General features: G+C 68.2%; 20 protein-coding genes. 5 read left to right on the top strand and 15 right to left on the bottom strand.

All coding sequences use genetic code 11. From position 1 onward, the window contains the following. Positions 1-1614: an AMP-binding protein gene (locus ACWV14_RS04270; RefSeq protein WP_454906482.1), complete on the bottom strand. Its 1614-nt coding sequence runs from the start codon at positions 1612-1614 to the stop codon at positions 1-3. An 85-nt stretch (positions 1615-1699) separates the two neighbouring features. Here ACWV14_RS04270 and ACWV14_RS04265 point away from each other — a divergent pair, with 85 nt between their 5' ends. The 3 genes from ACWV14_RS04265 (at position 1700) to ACWV14_RS04255 (ending at position 7211) form a co-directional block, all read left to right on the top strand. After that, positions 1700-2392, top strand: coding sequence for a TetR family transcriptional regulator (locus ACWV14_RS04265; RefSeq protein ID WP_454906484.1), 693 nt, complete (start codon positions 1700-1702; stop codon positions 2390-2392). Between the two features lie 25 nt (positions 2393-2417). After that, entirely contained in the window at positions 2418-3677 is a 1260-nt protein-coding gene (locus ACWV14_RS04260) for a branched-chain amino acid ABC transporter substrate-binding protein (RefSeq protein WP_454906486.1), read from the top strand. 303 nt (positions 3678-3980) lie between these two features. Then, the gene (locus ACWV14_RS04255; RefSeq protein WP_454906488.1) at positions 3981-7211 is read left to right on the top strand and encodes a bifunctional cytochrome P450/NADPH--P450 reductase; all 3231 of its coding nucleotides are present in this window, start codon (positions 3981-3983) and stop codon (positions 7209-7211) included. 54 nt (positions 7212-7265) lie between these two features. Here the strand turns inward: ACWV14_RS04255 and ACWV14_RS04250 are convergent, their stop codons facing one another. The 5 genes from ACWV14_RS04250 to ACWV14_RS04230 form a co-directional block, all read right to left on the bottom strand. Next, complete coding sequence (locus ACWV14_RS04250) at positions 7266-8051, bottom strand: esterase/lipase family protein (protein ID WP_454906490.1); 786 nt, start codon at positions 8049-8051, stop codon at positions 7266-7268. 87 nt (positions 8052-8138) lie between these two features. Continuing rightward, positions 8139-8774 carry a TetR/AcrR family transcriptional regulator gene (locus tag ACWV14_RS04245; RefSeq protein WP_422084794.1) on the bottom strand — a complete coding sequence of 212 codons (636 nt, stop codon included), beginning with the start codon at positions 8772-8774 and terminating at the stop codon, positions 8139-8141. 25 nt (positions 8775-8799) lie between these two features. Then, entirely contained in the window at positions 8800-9177 is a 378-nt protein-coding gene (locus ACWV14_RS04240; protein ID WP_454906492.1) for a phasin family protein, read from the bottom strand. 127 nt (positions 9178-9304) lie between these two features. Beyond that, positions 9305-9862, bottom strand: coding sequence for a hypothetical protein (locus ACWV14_RS04235; RefSeq protein WP_454906494.1), 558 nt, complete (start codon positions 9860-9862; stop codon positions 9305-9307). Between the two features lie 137 nt (positions 9863-9999). Further along, positions 10000-11715 carry a WS/DGAT/MGAT family O-acyltransferase gene (locus ACWV14_RS04230; RefSeq protein ID WP_454906496.1) on the bottom strand — a complete coding sequence of 572 codons (1716 nt, stop codon included), beginning with the start codon at positions 11713-11715 and terminating at the stop codon, positions 10000-10002. 218 nt (positions 11716-11933) lie between these two features. Between ACWV14_RS04230 and ACWV14_RS04225 the strand changes: the two genes are divergently transcribed. Together ACWV14_RS04225 and rocF are read left to right on the top strand one after the other, a co-directional pair. Beyond that, positions 11934-13997 carry a prolyl oligopeptidase family serine peptidase gene (locus tag ACWV14_RS04225; protein WP_454906498.1) on the top strand — a complete coding sequence of 688 codons (2064 nt, stop codon included), beginning with the start codon at positions 11934-11936 and terminating at the stop codon, positions 13995-13997. Beyond that, positions 13994-14917: an arginase gene (rocF, locus tag ACWV14_RS04220; protein ID WP_454906499.1), complete on the top strand. Its 924-nt coding sequence runs from the start codon at positions 13994-13996 to the stop codon at positions 14915-14917. Before ACWV14_RS04225 ends, rocF begins: the two co-directional genes overlap by 4 nt. On the opposite strand, the gene ACWV14_RS04215 is transcribed toward rocF, so the two are convergent. The 9 genes from ACWV14_RS04215 to ACWV14_RS04175 all read right to left on the bottom strand — a co-directional run bounded on the left by ACWV14_RS04215 (position 14914) and on the right by ACWV14_RS04175 (position 23004). Then, positions 14914-15444, bottom strand: a complete 531-nt coding sequence (locus tag ACWV14_RS04215) for a DUF805 domain-containing protein (protein ID WP_454906501.1) — start codon at positions 15442-15444, stop codon at positions 14914-14916. The two genes, rocF and ACWV14_RS04215, sit on opposite strands and share 4 nt — an antisense overlap. Positions 15445-15513: 69 nt before the next feature. Next, positions 15514-16878 (bottom strand): DUF58 domain-containing protein, encoded by a 1365-nt coding sequence (locus ACWV14_RS04210; RefSeq protein ID WP_454906503.1) that lies wholly within the window; start codon positions 16876-16878, stop codon positions 15514-15516. A 115-nt stretch (positions 16879-16993) separates the two neighbouring features. Next, positions 16994-17989 (bottom strand): AAA family ATPase, encoded by a 996-nt coding sequence (locus ACWV14_RS04205; RefSeq protein ID WP_454906505.1) that lies wholly within the window; start codon positions 17987-17989, stop codon positions 16994-16996. Positions 17990-18006: 17 nt separating this feature from the next. Next, on the bottom strand, positions 18007-19257 hold the full coding sequence (locus ACWV14_RS04200; protein ID WP_454906507.1) for a DUF4350 domain-containing protein: 1251 nt from the start codon (positions 19255-19257) through the stop codon (positions 18007-18009). Continuing rightward, positions 19254-20030, bottom strand: a complete 777-nt coding sequence (locus ACWV14_RS04195) for a DUF4129 domain-containing protein (protein WP_454906509.1) — start codon at positions 20028-20030, stop codon at positions 19254-19256. Before ACWV14_RS04195 ends, ACWV14_RS04200 begins: the two co-directional genes overlap by 4 nt. After that, complete coding sequence (locus ACWV14_RS04190; RefSeq protein ID WP_454906511.1) at positions 20017-20748, bottom strand: hypothetical protein; 732 nt, start codon at positions 20746-20748, stop codon at positions 20017-20019. Before ACWV14_RS04190 ends, ACWV14_RS04195 begins: the two co-directional genes overlap by 14 nt. Next, positions 20738-21739 carry a stage II sporulation protein M gene (locus tag ACWV14_RS04185; RefSeq protein WP_454906513.1) on the bottom strand — a complete coding sequence of 334 codons (1002 nt, stop codon included), beginning with the start codon at positions 21737-21739 and terminating at the stop codon, positions 20738-20740. The genes ACWV14_RS04190 and ACWV14_RS04185 overlap by 11 nt, the downstream gene beginning before the upstream one ends. Further along, positions 21736-22479, bottom strand: a complete 744-nt coding sequence (locus tag ACWV14_RS04180; protein WP_454906515.1) for an RDD family protein — start codon at positions 22477-22479, stop codon at positions 21736-21738. The genes ACWV14_RS04185 and ACWV14_RS04180 overlap by 4 nt, the downstream gene beginning before the upstream one ends. 6 nt (positions 22480-22485) lie before the next feature. Continuing rightward, entirely contained in the window at positions 22486-23004 is a 519-nt protein-coding gene (locus ACWV14_RS04175; RefSeq protein WP_454906517.1) for an RDD family protein, read from the bottom strand. Positions 23005-23053: the final 49 nt, after the last annotated feature.

The raw sequence follows: 23053 nt of genomic DNA, 5'->3' as shown, positions 1-23053 counted from the left end.
TCAGCTTTTGTCTTTGAGCAGCCGGCGCAGCACCTTGCCGGCGCCGGTGGTCGGCAGTGCGTCGATGAAGCTCACGGCGCGCGGCGCCTTGTAGCTTGCCATGTTGTCTCGCGCCCAGGCCACGAGCGCGTCGGCCTCCAGCGAGGCGCCGGGCTTGCGCACGATGAAGGCTTTCACCACCTCGCCCTTCTCCGCATCGGGCTGCGCGATGACCGCCGCCTGCGCCACCGCCGGATGCTTGATGAGGATGGTCTCGACCTCTTCCGGGAACACGCTGTAGCCCGAGACCTTGATCATTTCCTTGAAGCGGCCGATGAAGGTGAGGTAGCCGTCGGCGTCGATCTTGCCCATGTCGCCGGTGTGCACCCATCCGTTGCGCAGCGTGGCGGCGGTGGCCTCGGGCTTGTTCCAGTAGCCCTTGAACGAGCCCTTGCTGGTCAGCACGATCTCGCCGACTTCACCCACCGGCAGGTCGGCCTGGGTCTCGGTGTCGATGATGCGGATGGTCACTCCCGGCACCGCGATGCCCTGCGTGCCCCAGCGCGGCGCATGGTGCGGCGTGTAGGTGTCGCAGGTATGGGTCTCGCTCAGGCCGTAGGCGGCTTCGAACGAAGTGCAGTTGGGCGCGTGCGAGCGCCACTGCTGCGCCAATGGTTGGGTGAAGGTGATGCCGAAGCTGGTCACCGGGTTCATCTTCAGGCTGCCCAGGTCGAAGGCCGCGATGTCCGGCACCTGCATGCAGGCCACGTTCATCGGGGCGATGCTGTACCACCAGCTCACCTTGTATGTTGCGATGGCCTGCAGCACGGCGCGGGGGTCGAAGCGATGCAGCAACACCGAGGCCGCACCGCTGAGCACCGGCACGTTGACGCCCATCAGCATGCCTGCGATGTGATACAGCGGCGCGATGGACAGCAGCACGTCGGCGGGCCCCACGCCGTTGCAGTCGGCCGCCGCGCGCGTCTTGAAGAGCGCGTTGGCGTAAGTGAGCATCGCGCCCTTCGGCAGCCCCGTGGTGCCCGAGGTGTAGGTCATGAGCGCCACGTCGTCCATGTCGATGGCCACGGGCTGCGGCCTGGCATCGGCCTTCATCACGGCGAGGAAGTCTTCGCAGCCCTCGGGCACGGTGCGCGCCGTGTTGCGTTCAGCGGCGAGTTCGGCGGGCAGGTCGAGCGTGGGCTCCGCGGGCAGCAGGTCGGCGTAGTGCACGGCGAACACATGCGCGAGTGCGCTCTCCGGCTGCACCTTGCGCACCACCGGCAGCAGCGGCGCAGCCGCGACGATCACCCGCGCCTTCAGGTCGTTGACCTGGTAGGCCAGCTCATGCTCCTTGTTGAGCGGGCCGCTCGGGCAGACGATGGCGCCGATCTTCTGGATGCCGAAGTGCGCCACCAGGTACTGCGGGCAATTGTTCAGGAACAGCACCACAGGCTCGCCCTTCTTCACGCCCAGGGCCTGCAGCCGCGCCGCGAAGGCGTCGCTCGCGCGGTCGAGCTCGGCCCAGCTCATGGCGTGGCCGTACCAGATGCAGGCGGGGCTCGCGCCGCGTTCGCGCGCGTGGGTGCGCAGGTACTCGTGCAGGGGCTGCTGGGGGCGGTCGGGCAATGTCTCCATGGCGTCACTTTCTCAGGGTTATCGATAGCCGCCCATGCAGGGCGGGCGCTTGCCAATGCCGCATGGTGCACGAACAATCCTACCCATGGGTATAACTTCCGCGACACGGCAAAAACCCTCTGGAGACCAGAGCGAGACAACGACCACGCAGCCGCACCTGCCGCAGGGCACCGGCCGGCAGCGCGCCGCCACGCAAGGCACCGACCTTCAGCGCGAGCGCATCCTTCAGGCGGCGGCGCAGCTGTTCGCGGCGCAGGGCTATGCCAACACGACCATGGCGCAGATCGTTCGCGCGCTGGGAGTGACCAAGCCTTTCGTGTACTACTACTTCCGCGACAAGCAGGAGATCTTCGAGACGCTCTCGTGGGCCCCGGCGGTCGACTGCTTCACCGCGCTCGACTTCGCGGCCACCGACCCGCGCCGCGCCAGCGAGAAGGTGCTCGAAGGCATCGAGCGGCTCATCCGCGCGACCATCACGCACCACCCGGCAGCCTTCTTCGCCTACCGCGAGCCGCAGGTGTACCGGCCCGAATACCTGGCCGCGCAGAAGAAGCTGGCGCACCACTTCTACGACCTGCTGTGCCCGCTGCTCGAAGAAGCGCGGCGCGACGGCGACCTCGACTTCACCGAGACCAAGATCACCGCGCTCGCGGCCTGCAGCCTGCCGGGCTTCCTGTACAGCTGGTACCGGCCGGGCGGACGCCTGTCTCCCGACGAGGTGGTGGCCGAGCTCACCAAGCTGGCCAGCCGCGTGATCGGGCTGCGAACGAAGAACTGAAGACAACACCCTCCGGAGACAAACCATGAAGTTCAACCGTGCGCCATTGGCGCGGATCGCCCTTGCCTCTGTGCTTTGCATCGCGGGCGCCGCGCATGCTCAACAGCAGCAGACCTACAAGATCGCCTACATCGACCCGCTCTCGGGCCCCTTCGCCAATGTCGGCGAGCTGATGCTGATGCACACGCAGTACGCCATCGAGGACATCAACACCAAGGGCGGCGTGCTCGGCGGCACCAAGCTGCAGCTGCTGCAGTTCGACAGCAAGCTGTCGGCGCAGGAAAGCCAGAGCGCGCTGCAGGCGGCCATCGACCAGGGTGCGAAGGCAATCGTGACGGGCGGCTCGGGCTCGTCGGTGGTCACGGCGCTGGTGCAGTCGGTGGCGCGCTGGAACCAGCGCAACCCGGGCAAGGAGCTGATCGTGCTGAACCACTCGTCCATCGACCCGGAGATGACGGGCAAGGCCTGCAGCTTCTGGCACTTCCAGACAGAGGCGAACACGGCGATGAAGATGAAGGCGCTGGCCAACTACATCAAGAAGACGCCCGACGTGAAGAAGGTCTATCTGCTGAACCAGGACTATGCGCACGGCAAGCAGTGGGCCAGCTATGGCCGCCAGATGGTGGGCCTGGCGCGGCCCGACATCCAGTTCGTCGGCGAGACGCTGCACCCCATCGGCCGCGTGAAGGACTTCGCGCCCTACATCGCCAACGTGAAGCAGAGCGGCGCGGACTCGGTCATCACCGGCAACTGGGGCCAGGACATGACGCTGCTGCTGAAGGCCGCGGGCGACGCGGGCTACAACCTACGTTACTTCAACCACAGCGCGGGTTCGGTGCCGGGCACGGTGACCGCGGTGTCGCAGGCGAAGCTGGGGCAGCTGACGTGGGTGGCCGAATGGCATCCGGGCGAGGCCGACACGCCGAAGGTGGACGCGCTGGCCAGGGCGTACAAGGCCAAGACGGGCAAGGACTTTCTGGCGCCGCGCATCGACATGACGCCGCGCCTGCTGGCTGCGGCCATCAACAGGGCAGGCTCTACGGACACGGTGAAGGTGGCGCATGCGCTCGAGGACCTGACTTTCGATTCGGTGGTGGGGCCGGTGCGCATGCGTGGCGAAGACCATCAGTTGCTGTTGCCGCAGGTGGTCAACACCATTGCGCCGGTGGACGGCAAGACCGTGAAGGTGGGCTGGGAGGGCACGAACTACGGGTTTCGCACTGACGCGGTCTATACCGGGAACGAGCTGGCCCAGGGTACCGAGTGCAAGATGGTTCGGCCCTGACTCTTCCCAGGGGCTCCAGGTTCAGGGCGTGTGCGCAGGCCACCGGTTTGCGGCCGATCAACAAGTGCTCTGAACGCTTACGACGGCGGGGTGCCTTGCGCAGCGAAATAAAGGAGGAGGCCGCAGGCCGGGGGACATTCGCGGAGCAAGGTACCCCGTCGGCGTGAGCGCGCCCTGAATGAACCCGAGAAACGAACCAGAAGCTAAGGGAAACCCCGTCCTCCCTGCCCCCGTGCCGTCGGGATACTCCGGTTGTTACACCCCGGACATCCGAAGCGGGTCCAACCCAAAGGCACAACAACGATGGCAGGCAAAAACTCGCTCCACCCGATCCCGCATCCGGCGAAGAAGCCCTTCGTCGGCAACCTGCTGTCGATCGGCTCCGATTCTCCCGTGCTCGACATGTGGAAGATCGCCCAAGACCTCGGTGGCATCTACTGGCTCGACATGCCGGGCATGCCGGTGATCGTGGTGTCGTCGCCCGCGCTGGTCGACGAACTGTGCGAGGAAGCCCGCTTCGACAAGAGCACGCGCGGTGCATTGCGCCGGTTGCGTGCCGCGTCGCATGGCCTCTTCACATCAGACACGCACGAAGAAACCTGGTCGAAGCCGCACAACATCTTGCTGGCCAACTTCAGCCAGCGCGCGATGCAGGCCTACCACCCGATGATGCTGGACATTGCCGGGCAACTGGTCACCAAGTGGGAGCGCCTGAACTTCGACGAGGAAGTGGACGTGGTGCGCGACATGACCGCGCTCACGCTCGACACCATCGGCCTGTGCGGCTTCGGCTACCGTTTCAACTCGTTCTACCGCGAAGGCTTTCATCCCTTCGTCGATGCGATGGTTCGCACGCTGGAGACGGTGCAGAACCGCCGCGGCCTGCCGCTGGAAGAGCTGATGCTGAAGAAAGAGCTTGCGCAGCAGCGCAAGGACATCCGCTACATGCACAAGATGGTGGAAGACATCATCGAGGAGCGGCGCGCGAGCGGCGCCGACATCGCCACCAAGCCAGACCTGCTGAGCTACATGATCGCGGGCGTGGACAAGAAGAGCGGCGAGCAGCTCACCGACAAGATGATCCGCGACGAGTGCATCGAATTCCTCATCGCGGGGCATGAAACCACCAGCGGCCTGCTCTCGTTCGCCATCTACTTCCTGCTGAACAACCCCGAGGCCATGGCCAAGGCGCAGGCCGAGGTCGACAACGTGTTCGGCCCCGACACCACGCAGAAGCCCACCTACGCGCAGGTCAACCGCCTGCAGTACGTGATGCAGGTGCTGAAGGAATCTCTGCGCCTGTTCCCCACGGCGCCTGCCATCTCGATGCGCGCCAAGGAAGACACCAAGATCGGCGGCCAGTACACCATCAAGAAGAACAACATGATCATCATGCATGCGCTGGCGCTGCATCGTGACAAGGGCATCTGGGGCGAGAACGCCGACCAGTTCAACCCCGACAACTTCAGCCGAGAGGCCGAGCGCGAGCGGCCGGTGAACGCCTTCAAGCCCTTCGGCAACGGGCAGCGCGCCTGCATCGGGCGGCAGTTCGCCCTGCAGGAGGCGGTGCTCACGCTGGGCATGATCCTGCAGCGCTTCAACCTGGTGGACCACACGGGCTACAAGCTGAAGATCAAAGAGGCGCTCACCATCAAGCCCGAGGGCTTCAGGATCAAGGCGCTGCTGCGCGACCCGGCCACGCGCCCGCGTGGCAACATGACCGACGCGGCGGCCGCTCCGGTGCAACCCGTGCAGGCCGCTGCAGCGCGCAAGCCGCAGGCCGCGCGCCACGGCACCTCGCTGCTGGTGCTGCAGGGCTCGAACCTCGGCACCGCCGAAGACCTGGCGCGCCAGCTGGCCGAGGCGGGCGAGATGCGCGGCTTCTCCACGCAGCTGGCCTCGCTCGACGACTATGCCGAACGGCTGCCGGCCAACGGCGCGGTCGCGATCGTCTGCGCTTCGTACAACGGCGTGGCGCCCGACAACGCGGCCGAGTTCCACCGCTGGCTCGACAAGGCAGACGACGCGCTCAACGGCGTGCGCTTCAGCGTGTTCGGCTGCGGCAACACCGACTGGGCCGCCACCTACCAGGCCGTGCCGCGCCGCATCGACGAACGGCTCGAGGCACTGGGCGCCACGCGCGTGCATCCGCGCGGCGAAGGCGACGCGCGCGAAGACATGGATGGCGCCTTCCAGGACTGGAGCGACGCGCTCTGGCCCGAGCTGGTGAAGGCCTTCGACATCAAGACCGGCGCCGACACGCCCGCGCAGAGCGAACCGCTCTACACGCTGGAAGAGCTGCCGCCGCCGCAGAAGAACGCCATCGTCGATGCGCTGGGCGCGGTGGCGCTGCGGGTGATCGAGAACCGCGAGCTGCAAAGCGGCGCGAGCGAGCACGGTGGCGAAGCCGGCCGCTCCACGCGCCACGTCGAGCTGATGCTCCCCGAGGGCCTGGTCTACCGCGCCGGCGACCACCTCAGCGTGGTGCCGCGCAACAGCCCGGCGCAGGTCGAGCGTGCAATGGCGCGCTTCGGCTTTGACCGCACGGCGCATGTGCGCCTGCATGCCGTCGCGGGCCGCAAGGCGGCGCTGCCGGTCGAGCAGGTGATCGCGGTCGACCGCCTGCTGGGCGACTACGTCGAGCTGCAGGACGTGGCCACGCGCAAGCAGATCGCCACGCTCGCCGCCTACACCGAGTGCCCCTTCACCAAGCCCAAGCTGCTGGCCCTGTCAGGCAGCGACGAGGCTTCGCAGGCGGCATACAAGGCCGACGTGCTCCACAAGCGCAAATCGCTGCTCGACCTGCTGGAAGAGCATCGCGCCTGCCAGGTGCCGTTCGCGGTGTTCCTCGAAATGCTGTCGCCGCTGTCGCCGCGCTATTACTCCATCTCCTCGTCGCCGACGATGACGCCGGGCAAGTGCAGCGTGACGGTGGGCGTGGTGAGCGGCCCCGCCAAGTCGGGCATCGGCACCTTCGAGGGCGTGTGCTCCAACTTCCTGGCGCGCGCCGAAGCCGGCGACACGGTGCACGGCGTGGTGCGCGAGACCACGGCCGAAGGCTTCAGGCTGCCGGAAGATGCGAGCCGCCCGCTCATCATGATCGGCCCCGGCACCGGCCTCGCGCCATTCCGCGGCTTCCTGCAGGAACGCGCGGCGCAGATAGAGGCCGGCAATGCGCTCGGCGAGGCGCTGCTGTTCTTCGGATGCCGTCATCCCGAGCAGGACTTCATCTACGCCGAAGAACTCCAGGCCTGGGCACACCGCGGCGTGATGAAGCTGCACACCGCTTTCTCTCGCGCGGGCGAGCGCAAGGTCTATGTGCAGGACCTGATCCGCGAGCAGGCCGTGCACGTGTGGAAGCTGCTGGAAGCGGGCGCGGTGGTCTACGTGTGCGGCGACGGCTCGCGCATGGAGCCCGACGTGCGGCGCACGCTGAGCGACCTGGCGCGCGAGCATGGGCACGACAGCGCGGCATGGATGGACAAGATGATCGCGGACCAGCGCTATGTGCTGGATGTTTGGGCCGGCAGCTGATGAGAAATAGAAAAGCCGGCGATTGCCGGCTTTTCTTCGATCTCGACGCCCCGCTCAGATGTCCCGATCAGGGTCCGGATAAACCAGTGGCCCCAGCAACCCGCGATTGAACGGCTTCCACTGCCCTTCCGGCTGCGCCAGCCGGTCAGCCACCGCATAGAGCACCGCCGGATGCCCACCCAGGCCCAGGTGGCTGGCCAGCACCTCGATGTTCTCCGACTGCGGGCCGGTCTTCTCGATGCTGCAGCGCCATGCCACCACACCGTCGGTGCGGCTGAAGATCGAGGTAGTAGGCACCGGTGGCGTGGGCTGCACGAACTTCATGCGGCGCGGGTCGTGAGAGCTCTGTCCGCTCACGCCTTCGTACACCCGCCATGCGTTGGTGGCGCGCGGGCTGCCGGAGAACGGGCTGCCCAGGGTGATGACGTTGCGGATCATCGGCGCGTATGACGACGCCAGCAGCCGTGCATACACACCGCCCAGGCTCCAGCCGATCACGCTGACTTTCTTGCCGCTCTTCTCGTGCAGGGTCTTGAGCAACTCGACCATGCCGTCTTCCACGCCTTGGCGCGGACCGAGGTTGCGACCCAGGCCCCAGCCGTGGGCATCGTAGCCGCGGCTGCGGAGGTAGCGGCGCAGCAACAGCGTGGAACCGTCGCCCGCCACCAGCCCAGGCAGCACCAGCACCGGGTGGCCGTCGCCGCGCGGCGTGAGCTGAAGCAGCGGCCACATGGCGATGCCCGCGCCGGTCTCCCAGAGCGCACGGGCTTCGGCAAGCAGCAGCAGGCGCGACGGCGGCGCGATGGGATCGTTGGCTCGGGCGTGGGTGGCGGTGGTCATGATGGAGGGCTCCTTTTTGGTTTTTTATCTTCTTCAATGCGAAGTTGGGGCTGCAGCAGCCAATGCCCCGTCGGACAACAACGACATTTATCCAAGGTATTTGCCCCTCAGGTAATCGAGGTAAGCCCTCGATTCGCTCGAAACATACGGAGAAACCAGCGTGAGCGTGTAGAAAGCCGCCAGGCCGGGGTCGGCCTGCGCCAGGGCGTCGCGCCCCGGCACGAGCCGCTCGAACGACAGCCAGCAGGTGGTGGTGAACACCATCTGAAGCGCCAGGATGCGGGCCTGCTCGGCGCTGGTCTCGATCACGCCCGATGCAACCAGCCCTTCGCACAGCGCCTGCGCGGCCAGAAGATTCTGCGCCGTCAGGGCCTGCGCGCGCTGGCCGAGCGCGGGGTATTCGCTGGCCAGGAAGGCCATGTCGCGGTAGATGAAGCGGTACTCGTCGATGGCCTCGAAGCGCAGGTGCAGCGCCAGCCACAGGTCGTCGATGGCGGCGATGGAAGCAGACGAGCCGTTGAGCGCTTCCATGCGCTGCTCGAAGCGCCGGAACAGCCATTCGACGATGAGTTGCTTGGCCTTGAAGTGGTAATGCAGATTGCCGGGGCTGATGCCCAGCTCTGCCGCGATCTTGTGCGTCGACACGGCCGCGAGGCCTTGCGCGTTGAACAGCGCAAGGCTGGCCTGCAGGATGCGGTCGCGCGTGGTGTTGGAGCTGGCCACAACCGGGGCGTTGCGTTGTGGCCGCTCAGCGTTTGCCGCGTCCGCGCGGGGCGGCTGTGGCCACAGTAGCGGTGCCTTCGAGTTGCGCCACGCGTTCGCGCAGTTGCGCAACCTCGTCGCGCAGGGCCTGCACTTCGTCCGCGCCGGGCATGCCCAGGCGCTGCATGGCGGTGGCGACGCGCTGGTCGAACACGTCTTCGAACTTGCGGATGCCGAAGCTGTCAAGGCCGAGGCTGGGCACCTTGCCCTGCCCGATGCCGAGCAGGCCTTCGATCACGTTGGCCTGGCGCTTGGCGACGTCGTTGCGCACGTTGTCCAGCGCCTTGAGGCCGGCACGCAGCAGGCCTTCGGCCTTGCCGGGCTGCGCCGCGGGCTTTTTGGCGGTGGGCGCTTTCTTCTTCACGGCTGGCACCCTCTTCTTGCCAGGCGCCGCCCTCTTCTTCGAGTTTGCGGTTTCGTCAGGACGGGTCGCCATGCAAGTGCTCCAGATGCCGGAAAAATGAAAAGGGCGCCGCTAGGCGCCCCGGGGGTCAGGCCGCCTTGCGGGCAGCAGCGCGGCGAACCGGCTTCTTGGCGACGGCGGCCTTGGCCTTCACCGTGCGGACCGGCTTGGCAGCTTCTTCGGCGCCGCTCACGCGGGCTTCGATCTGCCTGGTGCCGGCGACGATCTTGTCGGCGATCTGCACCGAGACGGTGGCGATCGGCTGGTTGATGGCGCTCAGCGTGTTGATGACCGAGGTGGCCACCGGCGATTCGACGCGCGCCACGCGGCCGGCGACCGTTTCGATGCCGGTCGTGGTGCCCGCGGCCACGCGGTCCATCACGTTCACGATGCGGCTGGTGTCGATGTCCAGGCGGTTGGCCAGGAAGCCGTTGATCTTCTCTTGCGCGCCGATCAGGTTGGCCTTGACCTTCTCGCTCACCATCGGGATCTGGCGGCTGCCCAGGAAGTCGCTGTAGCGCGAAGCGGCGCCGTTCAGCAGGCGATGCACGCCGGTGCGATAGGCGCCGACCAGGGTCTTGCCCGCGTCGTTGTACTGGCCGACGACGTGAACGGCTGCGGAAGCGATGGTGGTTTGCGTGGACATGGTGTGGTTTCCTTGAAGTTGAAAGGTTCGCGAAGGAAACGGGGTGTCTTTCGCGATGGACCCATCTTCTTCCGCAAGGCCTAGGCCTGGAAAACTAGAACGGTCGGAAAACTAGTCCAACTGCCCCAATTTTCTTTTCATGCCGCCGCGGCCCGCGAAGTGCCGGAACGCTTGGCCGGGGCTGCCTTGCGCGCCGGCGGCCTGGGGGCGGGCTTGGCCTTCTTCGCCACCGCCTTGGGAGGCGCCTTGGCGGGTGCCGTCGCCTTCACCGCCTTCACAGCCTTCACCGCCTTCTGGGCCGCGACCTTCACCGGTGCTTTCTTGCGCGCGGCCGGCTTCTTCTTCGCGGCAACCGGCGCGGCGGCCTGGGCGTCGTCCGAAGGCGCCTCGACCGTCTTCGGCGGCACCGGCGCAGGCGCGGCGCCGGCGGCGGCCGGGTGCTTCTGCGTCAGCTCCATCAGCAGTTTGTGCTCGGCCAGCAGGTAGTCGCCGATCTCGGTGATGTCGGGCACGGCGCGGCGGCAGGCGATCAGGCCGTAGTCCATGCGGCCGTTGTAGCTCTGTACCGTCACGTTCAGCGCCGTGCCGTGGCTGGCGATCGACACCGGGTAGTAGCAAGTGACGAGCGCGCCGGCAAAGTACATCGGGAACGGCGCGCCGGCCACGTTGGAGATGGCCACGTTGGCCGCAGGGGGCAGCAGGTTGACGATGCCCGAACGCCCCACCATCGACGCGATGCCGGACACCAGCCAGGGCGCGGCGAAGGTCGGGAAGTCGTCGAGCACCACGGCCTTGAAGCGGTTCATGGTCGACTTCGACGAGGTCGACGAGGCATTGATCGCCTTCAGCCGCTGCAACGGGTCGGTGATGTCGGTGGCCAGGCTCACCAGGATCATGCTGGCCTGGTTGTTGGCCGTCTGGTCGCCCGCCTCGCGCAGGCTCACCGGCACGCCGGCCACCAGCGGCTTGGCCGGCAGCTCGTTGTTGTCGGCCAGGTAGTGGCGCAGCGCACCGGCCACCGTGGCCATGACCACGTCGTTGAGCGACACGCCGAAGTGCTTGGCGATGTACTTGGTCTCGGCCAGCGAGATGGTGCGCCCGGCGAAGGTGCGCTGGTTGGTGATCGACACGTTGAGCGAGGTGCGCGGCGCGAAGAGGTTGAACTTCTTCGGCGCGGCGGTCGTGTTCTTCTCGGCCGCCTTCTCGTCGGGCTTGGCCAGGCCGCCGATGGCGCGCGCGATGGCGGGCGCCATCTTGAAGAGCTTCACGTACTGCTGCGCGGTGTTGCGCAGCGCCGCGGTCGCCAGCTCGGCCATGCCCAGCTGGTAGCCGCTGCTGCGCGGACGTGAACGCGGCGGCTTCACCACGCGGCCGGTGGCCTCGAGGTCGAAGATGGCCTTGCCCACCTCCACGCCCGCCTGCCCGTCGATGCCCGCATGGTGCACCTTGGTGTAGAGCGCCACCTGTCCGCTCTTGAGGCCGTCGATGATGAAGAACTCCCACATCGGCCGGCTGCGGTCGATGAGCGTGGAATGCAGCCGCGCCACGTATTGCTGCAACTGCCGGTTGGTTCCGGGCTTGGGCAGGGTAATGTGGCGCACGTGGTAGTCGAGGTCGATGTCGTCGTCCTCGACCCACACCGGGTTGGTCATGTCGAAGGGCATCAGCGCGAGCTTGCGCGTGAACACGTCGGCCAGGTGGATGCGGCTGGCCATGAAGTTCTTGGCGTCTTCGTAGAAATCGCCCTTGTAGCCCTTGGGCAGGTCGAGCACGTTCAGGGAGCCCACGTGCATCGGCATTTCCGGCGTTTCCAGGTGCAGGAAAGTGGCATCAAGTCCGCTCAGGTGTTTCATGTGTTGTGTCTCCTTGGTGGGGCATGCGCCGCTAGGGTCTGGGCAGGATAGCGCGGGCGTCGCGTTCCCGGGCCTCTGGTTATTCAGTGTTTCCACCGGGGGGACGGCACCCGCGCGACAGGGGTTTGCCCGAAGTAGCGAAAAAGTGCCAGGCGCTGGCGGGCAGGGCCACGATGGCTCACATCGCCCGTTTCACACAGGCTCCGTACACTGAGGCCATGACATCCAGCCTCCCCCCGCAGCACCCCCAGGACGACCACCTCTGGCTCGAAGACATCGACGGCGACAAGCCGCTCGACTGGGCCCGCGCGCAGAACGCACGCACCGTGCAGGCCTATGCGCAGTCGCCCGCGTTCGATGTGCTCCAGAAGGGCATCCTCGAGGTGCTCGACTCGGACGACCGCATCCCGATGGTGCGCAAGATCGGCGCGCGCTTCTACAACTTCTGGCGCGACAAGGATCATCCGAAGGGCCTCTGGCGCCGCACAACGCTGGACGAGTACCGCAAGCCGCAACCCGCCTGGGAGACCGTGCTCGACCTCGACGCGCTGGCCGCGGCCGACGGCGAGAACTGGGTCTGGCACGGCGCCGACTGCCTGGAGCCCGATTACAGGCGCTGCCTGATCTCGCTCTCGCGCGGCGGCGCCGACGCCGACGTGGTGCGCGAGTTCGACCTGGAGACCGCGCAGTTCGTCGAAGGCGGCTTCTCGCTGCCCGAGGCCAAGAACCACGTGGGCTGGAAAGACATCGACCACCTCTACGTGGCCACCGACTTCGGCCCCGGCTCGATGACCAGCTCCAGCTACCCGCGCATCGTGAAGGAGTGGCGCCGCGGCACGCCGCTGGCCAATGCCGTGACGGTGTACGAGGGCCTGCACGAGGACATGTCCGTCAGTGCCTGGCGCGACAACACGCCCGGCTTCGAGCGCGACTTCGTCACGCGGCAGATCGACTTCTACGAGAGCGAAACCTGGCTGCGGGGCACCGGCGGCCGCCTGGTGAAGATCGACGTGCCCGACGATTCCAACACCGACATCACGCGCGAATGGATGCTGATCGAGCCGCGCGAGGACTGGACGGTGGGCGGCCGTACCTACGCCTCAGGCTCGCTGCTGGCCGCGAAGTTCGACGACTACATGGCCGGCAGGCGCGAGCTGACGGTGCTGTTCGAGCCCGACGACACCACCGCGCTCGACGACCACTCGTGGACGCGCAACCACCTGATCCTCAATGTGATGCACGACGTGGTGAACCGCCTCGAGGTGCTCACGCCGCCTGCCGATGGAAAGGGGCCGTGGAAGCGCGAGAGCCTGGGCGGCGCGCCCGCGCTCTCGACCATCTCGGCCGGCGGCATCGACGAGGACGAGAACGACGACTACTTCCTCACGGTCAGCGGCTTCCTGCAGCCGACCACGCTCTACATCGGCACCATCGGCCAGGGCGAGCCCCAGGTGCTGAAGCACAGCCCCGCCTTCTTCGACGCCTCGCGCTACAGCGTGAGCCAGTATTTCGCCACCTCGAAGGACGGCACCCGCGTGCCCTACTTCGAGATCGCCGCCAAGGACCTGCAGGCCAACGGCAGGAACCCCACGCTGCAGTACGCCTACGGCGGCTTCGAGATTTCATTGCAGCCCAGCTACAGCGGCAGCATCGGCCGCGCATGGCTGGACCAGGGCGGCGTGTACGTCATCGCCAACATCCGTGGCGGCGGCGAGTACGGCCCGCGCTGGCACCAGGCCGCGCTGCAGGAGAACCGGCTGCGCACCTGCGAGGACTTCGCGGCGGTGTCCGAGGACCTCATCGCGCGCAAGATCACCTCGCCCGCGCACCTGGGCGCGATGGGCGGCAGCAACGGCGGCCTGCTGATGGGCAACATGCTCACGCTGTACCCGCAGCTCTACGGTGCGATCGTGAGCGAGGTGGCGCTGCTCGACATGCGGCGCTACACGCAGCTTTCGGCCGGCGCCTCGTGGATCGCGGAATACGGCGACCCGGAGCAGCCCGATGAGTGGGAGTTCATCCGTACCTTCTCGCCTTACGAGAACGCGATGCCGGGCCAGGCCTACCCGCCGACGCTCTTCACCACCTCGACGCGCGACGACCGCGTGGGGCCGGTGCATGCGCGCAAGATGCACGCGAAGATGCTGGCACTGGGCCACGACAGCAGCTTCTACGAGAACATGGAAGGCGGCCACAGCGCGGCAGCGGACAACAAGGAATCGGCGTTCATGGATGCGCTGGGCTATGCATATCTGTGGCAACACCTGAGGAAGCCGGCATGACCAACAACAACACCACCACCCTCGAACTGATCGGCGCGCCGACCGACATCGGCGCCAGCGTGCGCGGCGCCGGCATGGGGCCCGACGCGCTGCGCGTGGCAGGCCTGCCCGAGGCGCTGGCGGGACAGGGCTACGCGGTGATCGACCGCGGCAACCTCGCGGGTCCCGCAACGCCGTGGGCGGCGCCAGCCAACGGGCTGCGCCATCTGGACGAGGTGGTCACGTGGAACCGCTCGGTCTACGCCGCCGTCGACAGCGCGCTCGGCGCCGGCCATGTGCCGCTCATGATGGGCGGCGACCACTGCCTGGCCATCGGTTCGATCAGCGCGGTGGCGTGGCATGCGCGCAGGCGCGGCAAGAAGCTGCGCGTGCTGTGGCTCGATGCGCACTCCGACGTCAACACCGAAACCACCAGCCCCAGCGGCAACCTGCATGGCATGCCGGTGTCGTGCCTGCTGGGCCACGGGCCGGCGGTGCTCACGGGCTGGAGCGGCGAGCGCGCGGCGCTGGCGCACGAGGCCATCCGCTTCATCGGCATCCGCAGCGTGGACAGCGACGAGAAGGAAGCCATTCGCACGCTGGGCCTGAACGTGTTCGACATGCGCCACATCGACGAACACGGCATGCGCACCACCATGACCGAGGCGCTGCAGGACGTGGATGAAGACACGCACCTGCACGTGAGCTTCGACCTCGACTGCCTCGACCCCGGCATAGCGCCCGGCGTGGGCACCGGCGTGCGCGGCGGGCCGACCTACCGCGAGATGCAGCTGTGCATGGAAATGATCTCGGACACCGGCCGGCTCTGCTCGCTCGACGTGGTGGAGCTGAACCCGGCCCTCGATGTGCGCAACCAGACGGCCGAGGTGGCCGTGGAACTCATCGAGAGCCTGTTCGGCAAGTCGACGCTGGTGCGCTAGCGGGTGGCCGGCATCGCGATGGCCAGCACGATGCCGATCAGCGCGACCACGGGCAGCAGCCATGCGCCGATGATGACGCCCAGGCCATTCGGCGGCGGCGGCGCGCCGAAGCGGTTGCGGCCATTGGTGCCGCCCTTGAAGACCCAGATCAGCCCGACGAAGGGAATGAGCGCCAGCAGCAGCATCCAGCCCGACCAGTCCATGTCGTGCGTGCGCTGGATCGCCACCAGCACATAGAAGATGAAGTAGGGAATCAGGGCCAGCACGGTCACGATGCCGATGCCGGTCGGCGTGGCCAGGCCTGCGGCGCCGATGATGCCGCCCAGTACGCCTGCGCCCAGGACGCACAGCAGGTACGAATACATCATGTACGCCAGGAAGCGCACCCGCCCGATCCGGCCCTTGGCGGACCACAGCTTCACGGGCTGGACGCTCGCGTTGTCGTCGTAGACGTCGTCCACGGCAGCGCGGGGCGCTGCATAGGGGTTCGGGTTGAGGTTGGGATTGGCGTTGGTCAATTCCGTCATGTGCTTCTTCTCCTCTGACTGTTGGTAGTTGAACGATTAACTGAACGCAAACATTGTGGACAGGGATGGCTACAAAAGACCAGCCCTTTTGACGGCGTGATAGCGGTTCACCAACGCCACCGCCAGGTCGGCCGGCTCGACGTCGACCGACAGCGGATCGTTGCCGACCACGCGTGCGAAGGCGTCGCGCCTCGACTGGTCGAACAGGTGCGCAGCCGCCACGTCGACCGCGTCGCGCGGCTGCGCCAGCGGCTGGCTGGCGATGCGTCCGAGCACGCGTTCGCGCAGGCTCGCGACCAGCACCAGGTGCTTGCGGCGCAGCAGCTTGATGGCGGGGCGCAGCTCGGTGGCGTCTTCGTCGCGGAAGTTGGTCAGCACGATGACGAGCGCGCGCCGCTTCTGCGTGATCAGCAGTTGCTGCGCGGCCAGCAGGTAGTCGGAGTGGGTGGCGCCGGGCTGGATGTCGTGCAGCCGGTTCATCAGCGCATTGAGCGTGGCCGTGCCCTTGCGCGGTGCGAAGTCGCGCCGTTCCTCGGGCGGGCAGCCGAAGGTCATGGCGCCGACCTCGTCGCCCTCCTTCAGCGCCACGTAGCTCAGCAGCATCAGCGCGTTGAGCGCCTCGTCGAAGTGGCTGTTGGCCCTTTGTGCCTGCGCGCCTTCGTCGGCGCGCATGCGGCGGCCGCAGTCGAGCAGGAAGAGCACGCACTGGTCGCGGTCGTCCTGGAACTCGCGCACGATCGGGCGGCGCTGGCGCTGCGTGGCCTTCCAGTCGATGTGGCGCAGCGAGTCGCCGGTCTTGTAGTCGGCGAGCTGCCGGAAGTCGGTGCCGAGCCCGCGCTGCGCATAGGTCTTGATGCCGATCTGCGCAAGCCGCCGGTCGCCCGACAGCCATGCATAGCGCGCCAGCGCTGCGAAGTTGGGGTACACGCGCAGCCGGCGCGGCTCGCCGAGCGTCTGCCTCACCTCGAAACAGCCGAGCCGGGTGCGCCAGCGCAGCTGGGTGGCGCCGAATTGCGCCACGCCGCGCTGCGTGGCCGTGGCGGTGTAGCGCAGCACGGCGCGCGAGCCCCCGGGCACGGTGACGGACTGCGGCAGCCCGTCGAAGCTGAAGTGCGCGTCGAGCTCGTCGAACACCGCCACCCGCCACGGCTGCGCGCCTTCATTCACCAGCGCGAGCGTGAGCACCGTAGGCACGCCCAGGGAGAACGCGCCCGGCAGGTTGCGCTCGATGCGCAGCGGCGCGGCGCGCCAGAGGCGCAGGCTCTGCCACAGGTCGAGCGCCGCGAACGCGAGCCCCAGCACGAGCAACACACCCGCCGCGACGGCCACGTAGCCCAGCGGCGCGCCCAGCAGCAGCGCCACGGCGGCGGACACGGCCAGGCCGGCCAGCGCCAGCACGGCCGCGCGCGCGGGAATCGGCAGCGCGCAGGTCATCGGGGCGCGGCTCCTTCGGGAAACACCGCGGAACCGGCTTCGCCGGGCCGCAGGTGTTGCCCCCGGCAGGGGGTTGGCGCAGCGACACGAAGTGCGCGAAGCCTGGGGGCGAGTGTCATAACCTCGGGGCCTCTACGCTGTCGCGGGCGGCGCGCAGCAGCGCGTCGACGCTGACGCCTTCGAGCTGCGCATCGGGCGAGATCATCACGCGGTGGCGCAGCGCGGGCAGCGCCTGGCGCGCCACGTCGTCGGGCGTGATGAAGTCGCGCCCGGCCATCAGCGCGGCGGCGCGGGCGGCGCGCACCAGCGCCATGGTTCCGCGCGGCCCGGCGCCCGAGGACAGGCCCGGCCAGTCGCGCGTGGCGCGCGCGATGCGCACCGCGTAGTCGATCACGCGCTCGTCGGCCTGCACCAGGCAGGCCAGCCGCTGCAGTTCGAGCACCTGCGCCTCGTCGAGGCAGGGGCGCACGGCCTCGAGCGGAAACTGATTGCCGGCGCGCTGGTTCGTGGTCAGCTGCACGATGGCGTTTTCTTCGCTGTGGCTGGGAAAGCCGATGTCGATCTTCAGCAGGAAGCGGTCGAGCTGCGCTTCTGGCAACGGGTAGGTGCCTTCGGTGTCGATCGGGTTCTGCGTGGCCATCACCATGAAGGGACGCGGCAGCGGCATGGCCGTGCCTTCGAGCGTGACCTGGTACTCCTGCATGACTTCGAGCAGAGCGCTCTGGGTCTTGGCCGGCGCGCGGTTGATTTCGTCGGCCAGCAGCAGGTTGGTGAACACCGGCCCCTGGTGCACGCGCAGGGTGCCGAGGCTGCCGTCGCCGCGCGAGGCGATGTCGAGCACCGCGTGGCCGGTGATGTCAGAGGGCATCAGGTCGGGCGTGAACTGCACGCGCGCATAGCGCAGCGTCATGGCCTGCGCGAGGGCGCGGGCGAGCAGCGTCTTGCCCAGGCCCGGCACGCCTTCGATCAGCACATGGCCCGACGCGACCAGCGCCACCAGCGTCTGGTCGACCGCCTCGAGCTGGCCGACCACGGCCTGGCCGACCTCGGCGCGCAGCGTCTGCAGCAACTGGGCTGCGCGCGTCAGTTCTTCGGGTTGGATGGCTTGCATGGGCGTCGTCTCTCGGTTCAGGGTGTGGAAGGGGAAGAAGAAGCGGAGGAAGGCGAAAGCACGAAGGGCCCGTTGGCATCGAGCCGCCGGCGCGCGGTTTCCAGCACTTCCAGGTCGAGGGCCATGGCCCCGGGGTTGCGGGCGCGATCAGCCATCGCACGCACGACCATGGCCGCTTCCAGGCTGGTGGCCTTGGCGATGGCGTCGGCGCGTGCCGCCGCGTCGCGGTGGGCATAGCCGCGCAGCTGGCGGGTGGCGGATTCGTTCAGCGCGCGCAGTTGCGCCGCGTGCAGGGCATCGCTGCCGTGCATGTGCAGGAAGCCGGCGGTGCCGCGCACCTGCTCGGCCATGGAACGCCGGTGCGTGCTGGCCGAAGGCGCGAGCGGGCCGAAGCGCACGGCCGCGCGCCAGAGCGCTGCAGCCAGCGCCAGCAGGCCCACGACCCAGACCACCCAGCTCTTTTGCCAGAGCCAGCGCAGGAAGGGCTCGCGCGCCTCCTTGGCAACGAACCAGACCTGCGAACCGACGGTGCGCAGCTGCAGCGCGGCCACGGCGAACAGCGCGTTGTCGCCGCGCAGCAGGTTCTGGTTGTGCCACACGCCGGAGGGCAGCAAGGTGACGGTGCCCTGGCCGACGCGCACGCGGATCGCCTCGGCGCCGCGTGCGCCGCGCGCCATCCACAGCGGCGGCTGCCGCTTGTCGGCGGAGCTGAACTGCACGGGCTCCGCCCAGGTGCAGATGCGGAAGCCCCGGCCGCCAGGGAAGCTCGCGGGCACGGTGTCGGGTTCGGTCAGCATGCGGCAGTCGGCGTCCTTGGCGCGCTGCTCGTCGCGCTGCGAGCGGGACTTTTTCTTCTTCGGCGTGGCGGATTCCTTGGGCTCGTCCGGCCGCACGGTTTTTTCGCGGACCAGGGGAATCCAGCTCTCCAGCATGTCTCTGCTGGCCAGATCGCCGGGCATCACGAGATGGCCGCCCTGCTCGACCCAGCGGCGCAGGCGCTGCTCGCGCTCGGGGAACATGTCCCAGTAGCTGGAGGCGAGCACCAGCCGCGCCTGCGCGGGCGGCAGTTCGTCCAGGCTCTCGCGCCTGACCACCTCGGCGCCGAGGTGGCGCAGCAGCGACTGCACGGCATAGAAGGAGTTCTTCTTGACCTCCTCGCTCGCGGGCGTCGGCACTTCGGTTTCTGCCCATTCGGTGGCGGAAACCAGCCAGGCGCCGGCCAGCACCAGTACGAGCACCGAGACGATGCGGACCACCCAGGTCTTCATGCGGCGGCCTCCTGCGCGAAGCCGGGCAAGGGCGCGGCGACTGCCGGCAGGAGCAGGTCGAACTCGCCGCAGATCGCCAGCACCTGCGCGGTGGAAGGCAGGCGCCCGCCGTAGGCCGCCAGTTGCCAGGCATCCACCAGCCGCACGAAGAAGGCCTGTGCCTGCGGCTGCAGCCGGCTGGCGGCAAGGGCCACGCACTCGCCCTCGGTGCTCGCTGCGCGCACCGGCACGCCGTGCGCATGCACGAGGCGCGACAGCGCGCCGCGATACAGCAGCGACAGCGCCGGCCGGTTCTGGCCGCGCTGCCAGAGCGCCGCTGCGGCATTGCCGACGTCGTCGGGCAGGCTCTCGGGCCGGATGTCGAGGCTGCCGACATGGCTGGGCAGCGGCGCCTTGCCGGGCCGCGCGCCGCCGGCACGCACCCGCGCCCATCGGTGGATGCGGATCGCCAGCCAGGCCAGCGCCAGCGCGGCCAGCCCCCAGATGAGCCAGCGCGCACCTTCGGCCACGGTCCTCACGAAGTCGCGCAGCCAGTCGAGGCTGTCGGCCTTCTTCTCGGGCTCTTCTTCCTCGTCGTCGTCGCGCTCCTTGAAGCGCAGCTTCTTCTCGGTCTTGACGCCGGGCATGTTGGGGTCGGCGCGCACTTTCTCGGCGGCCGCCCTGACCTGCTCGCGCGTCAGGGCTGCGTCGCTCGCGGCCGAGGCCGTGCCCGCCGCGCAGCATACGGCCAGCACGGCAGCGAACAGCCATCGCCGGATGTCAGCGGAACCCACGGCGGAACTCCTGTTCGATGTCCCAGGCCTCGAGTTCGACCCGGCGGTTGAGGTACATCGCAAAACCGGCGCCCACGTAGAACGGCTCCAGCACGCCGACGACGATTGCATAGGCGCCCGCGGCCAGCAGGCTCTGCAGCGGTGCGTCCGACTGCGTGAGCCAGCCGAACAATTCGCGCGAGCTGCCTTCCGGCGCGAACCAGAACAGCAGCGACAGCAGGCAGATGTCGAGCGCCATCTCCACGTTCGCGAACACCAGCTGCATGCCCGTGGCCGCGCCGCGCCGCCCGCGCAGCAACTGCGCGCGCCGCTTGCTGCGTGCGCCGCCGCGCTGGCCTTCGAGCTGGTCGATTGCCTGGGTGAAAGAGCGCCAGGGCGACAGCCGCCGCCACAGCAGCGTGCGCAGCAGTTGCCCGCCCCACACGGCGCGGCGGTTCTGCCACAGGTCGGCCCAGCGCGTCTCCTGGCCGAACACCGCGCGCGAATGCACGAAGAGCAGGCTGCGGTCGAGCCAGGGCTTGAGCCAGAAGATCAGCAGGCTCGGCAGCCAGCCCGCGATCTCGACGGTGCAGAACGCCAGCAGCACAGTGACCACGTACACCGGCAGGAAGGTGCGCCAGACCGAGCGTGCATGGCTGCGCACGAGCTGCGCGCCCAGGTCCGCGGCCTCGGCCATGGGGCGTGGCCGCAGCGCGATGGCAAGGCCGTCAACCTGCATGGCCAGGTTCCTTTTGCGCAACCATGTCGGCGGTTCCACGCGGCCGGCCCTGCCAGCCCAGGTACGCCAGCACCAGCACCCAGCAGGCGCCGCCCACGCCGTACTTCACCGCCGGCGCGATCCAGCGCGCCGAAGACCAGAAAGCCTCGACCGCGGCGGCGATCAGCAGCAGCCCGATGACGCCGTAGACGATCACCACCGCATGGCGCGCGGCCAGCCGCAGGGCCTCGAGCCGGGTGTGGCGCCCGGGCGCGATCCACGCGTAGCCCAGCCGCAGCCCGGCCGCACCGGCCAGCACGATGGCCGTGAGCTCGAAGGCCGAATGCGTGACGACGAACGAGAGAAAGTTCTGGGCATGCCCCGCGCCGATCAGGTAGCCGCCGACCGCGCCGATCTGGATGCCGTTGAACACCACCAGCGCCGCGCTGCCCACGCCCGCGAAGATGCCGGCCGCGAAGCAGCGAAAGCCGATGCCGATGTTGTGCATCACGTAGAAGCCGAACATCTGCCAGTCATCGCCGGCGCTGCGCGTGCGGCCGAAGGCATCGGCGTCGTCGCTGTACATCGAGTCGAACTGCTGCACGTTGTCGGCGTCGAGCAGGTGCAGGATGAAACCGGGGTCGCGCCAAGCGGCCCAGCCCGCCACCAGCAGCGGCAGCACGAACATCAGCGCCGACACCCACAGGTAGACGCGGTGTGCCCGCACGGCTTCGGGAAAGTCGACCAGCGCCAGCCGGGCGAAGCGCGCCAGGCCGTAGTCGTGCTGCCGGTAGATCAGCCGGTGCGCGCTCTGCGTCAGGCTTTCGAGCCGCTGCGTGAGGTGGATCGGATAGGCCCTGGCCTGCGCCAGCGCGAGGTGCTCGCACACGCGGCGGTACAGCGTGGCAAGCCGCGCGCCGTCGAACTTGCGCTTGGTCTCGGCCACGCCGATCACGGCTTCGAGTTCGGCCCACAGGGGCGCGTAGGCGGCTTCGAAATCCAGCGGCGTCATCGCGTCGTGCTTCCTCTCGTGTCGGCTGCGTTGCCACCGCCGCCGCGCCGGCCCAGCACCCACTGCGCCACGCCCAGCAGGCGCTGCGATGCGGAGGCACCGCCGCCCGCGGAGATGTCGGGGCCCAGCACCGGCTGCGCGATGCGGGCGAGTTCGTCGAAACGCTCGGGCGTCAGGCGCGTCGCGCGGCCGGCCCACGAGACGACGGCCATCTGCTCGCGCGCGGTCAGCGGCCGCGCGGGCGCCTGCGGCTCGGCGGCGGGCACGCTGCCGTGCAGGCTCACCTGGTCGCTGAAAACCACCAGCGTGCCGGCGGCCAGGTCACCCAGCCGCTTGCTGTCGCGCCGCCACAGCATCGACACGATGCCCGCGCCGTAGAAGGAAGGCACGAAGTCGGCCGCGCGCAGCAGGTTGCGGGTGAGCGAGGCGGCGGGCGTCACGGGCAGGCCGGAGTCCATCACCACGCGCAGGCCCATCACGCGCTTGCCGGGCGTGGCCGCCGCGCGCGTGAGCTCGAAGATCACCGGGTAGAACCACTCGAGGCAGAAGTAGCTGACCAGCAGGATGCCGAAGCCCATCTTGCCCAGCATGCCGACCGTGATCGAGATGCCGACGAAGATGCCGAGCCGGATCGCGAAGTCGATCAGGTAAGCCAGACCGCGCGCGACCAGCCCGGCCGGGCGCAGCGAGAGCGCGATGCCTTCCGGGGTCTCGGCGGTGTAGAGGGTGTCGAGGCGCACCAACGCTCAGGCCTGCAGCACGACCGTATCGGCGATCTGGTCGTGCAGGCAGCGGCGTGACTCACGGAAGATGAAGAGGCTGTCGACCAGCACGAAGATCTGCCCGAGCATCGGCACGATGTTCGCCAGGAACAGCGGGCTCTCGCGCAAGCCGAGGATGCGGCCGATCGACGGTTTCGAGCCGTCGGGCCGCGCGATGCGGATCTTGAACAGTGCCTTGCCGATGGTCTGGCCGCGCGTGGCCAGCAGGTAGCCGTGCAATGCGAGGTAGAGAACGATGCCGATGGCGGTGTCGGCAATACGGGGTGTCCAGAGGCTGAGGCCGTCATCGCTCCAGACGTCGTAGGGCGTGAACATCGACAGCAGCCACAGCGCGCCGACCGCGATGCCGCCGTCGACCATGGCGGCCAGAAAGCGCTTGCCGCGCGTCGCGGGCTGCCCCGGCTGCGGCTGGCCGGTTTGCTGCACGTCTTCCACATGGGATTGCGGCGGCGCGTAGCGCGCGTCCTGCGTCTGGTCTTCCATGCCCGTCCCTCTCCGAAACGATTGATTTCCGGAAGATTCTAGGGTGAAT

Source organism: Variovorax durovernensis, from assembly GCF_977011995.1.
The sequence above is the reverse complement of the archived record's forward strand: the minus strand, read 5'-3'. Positions and strand labels throughout refer to the sequence as shown.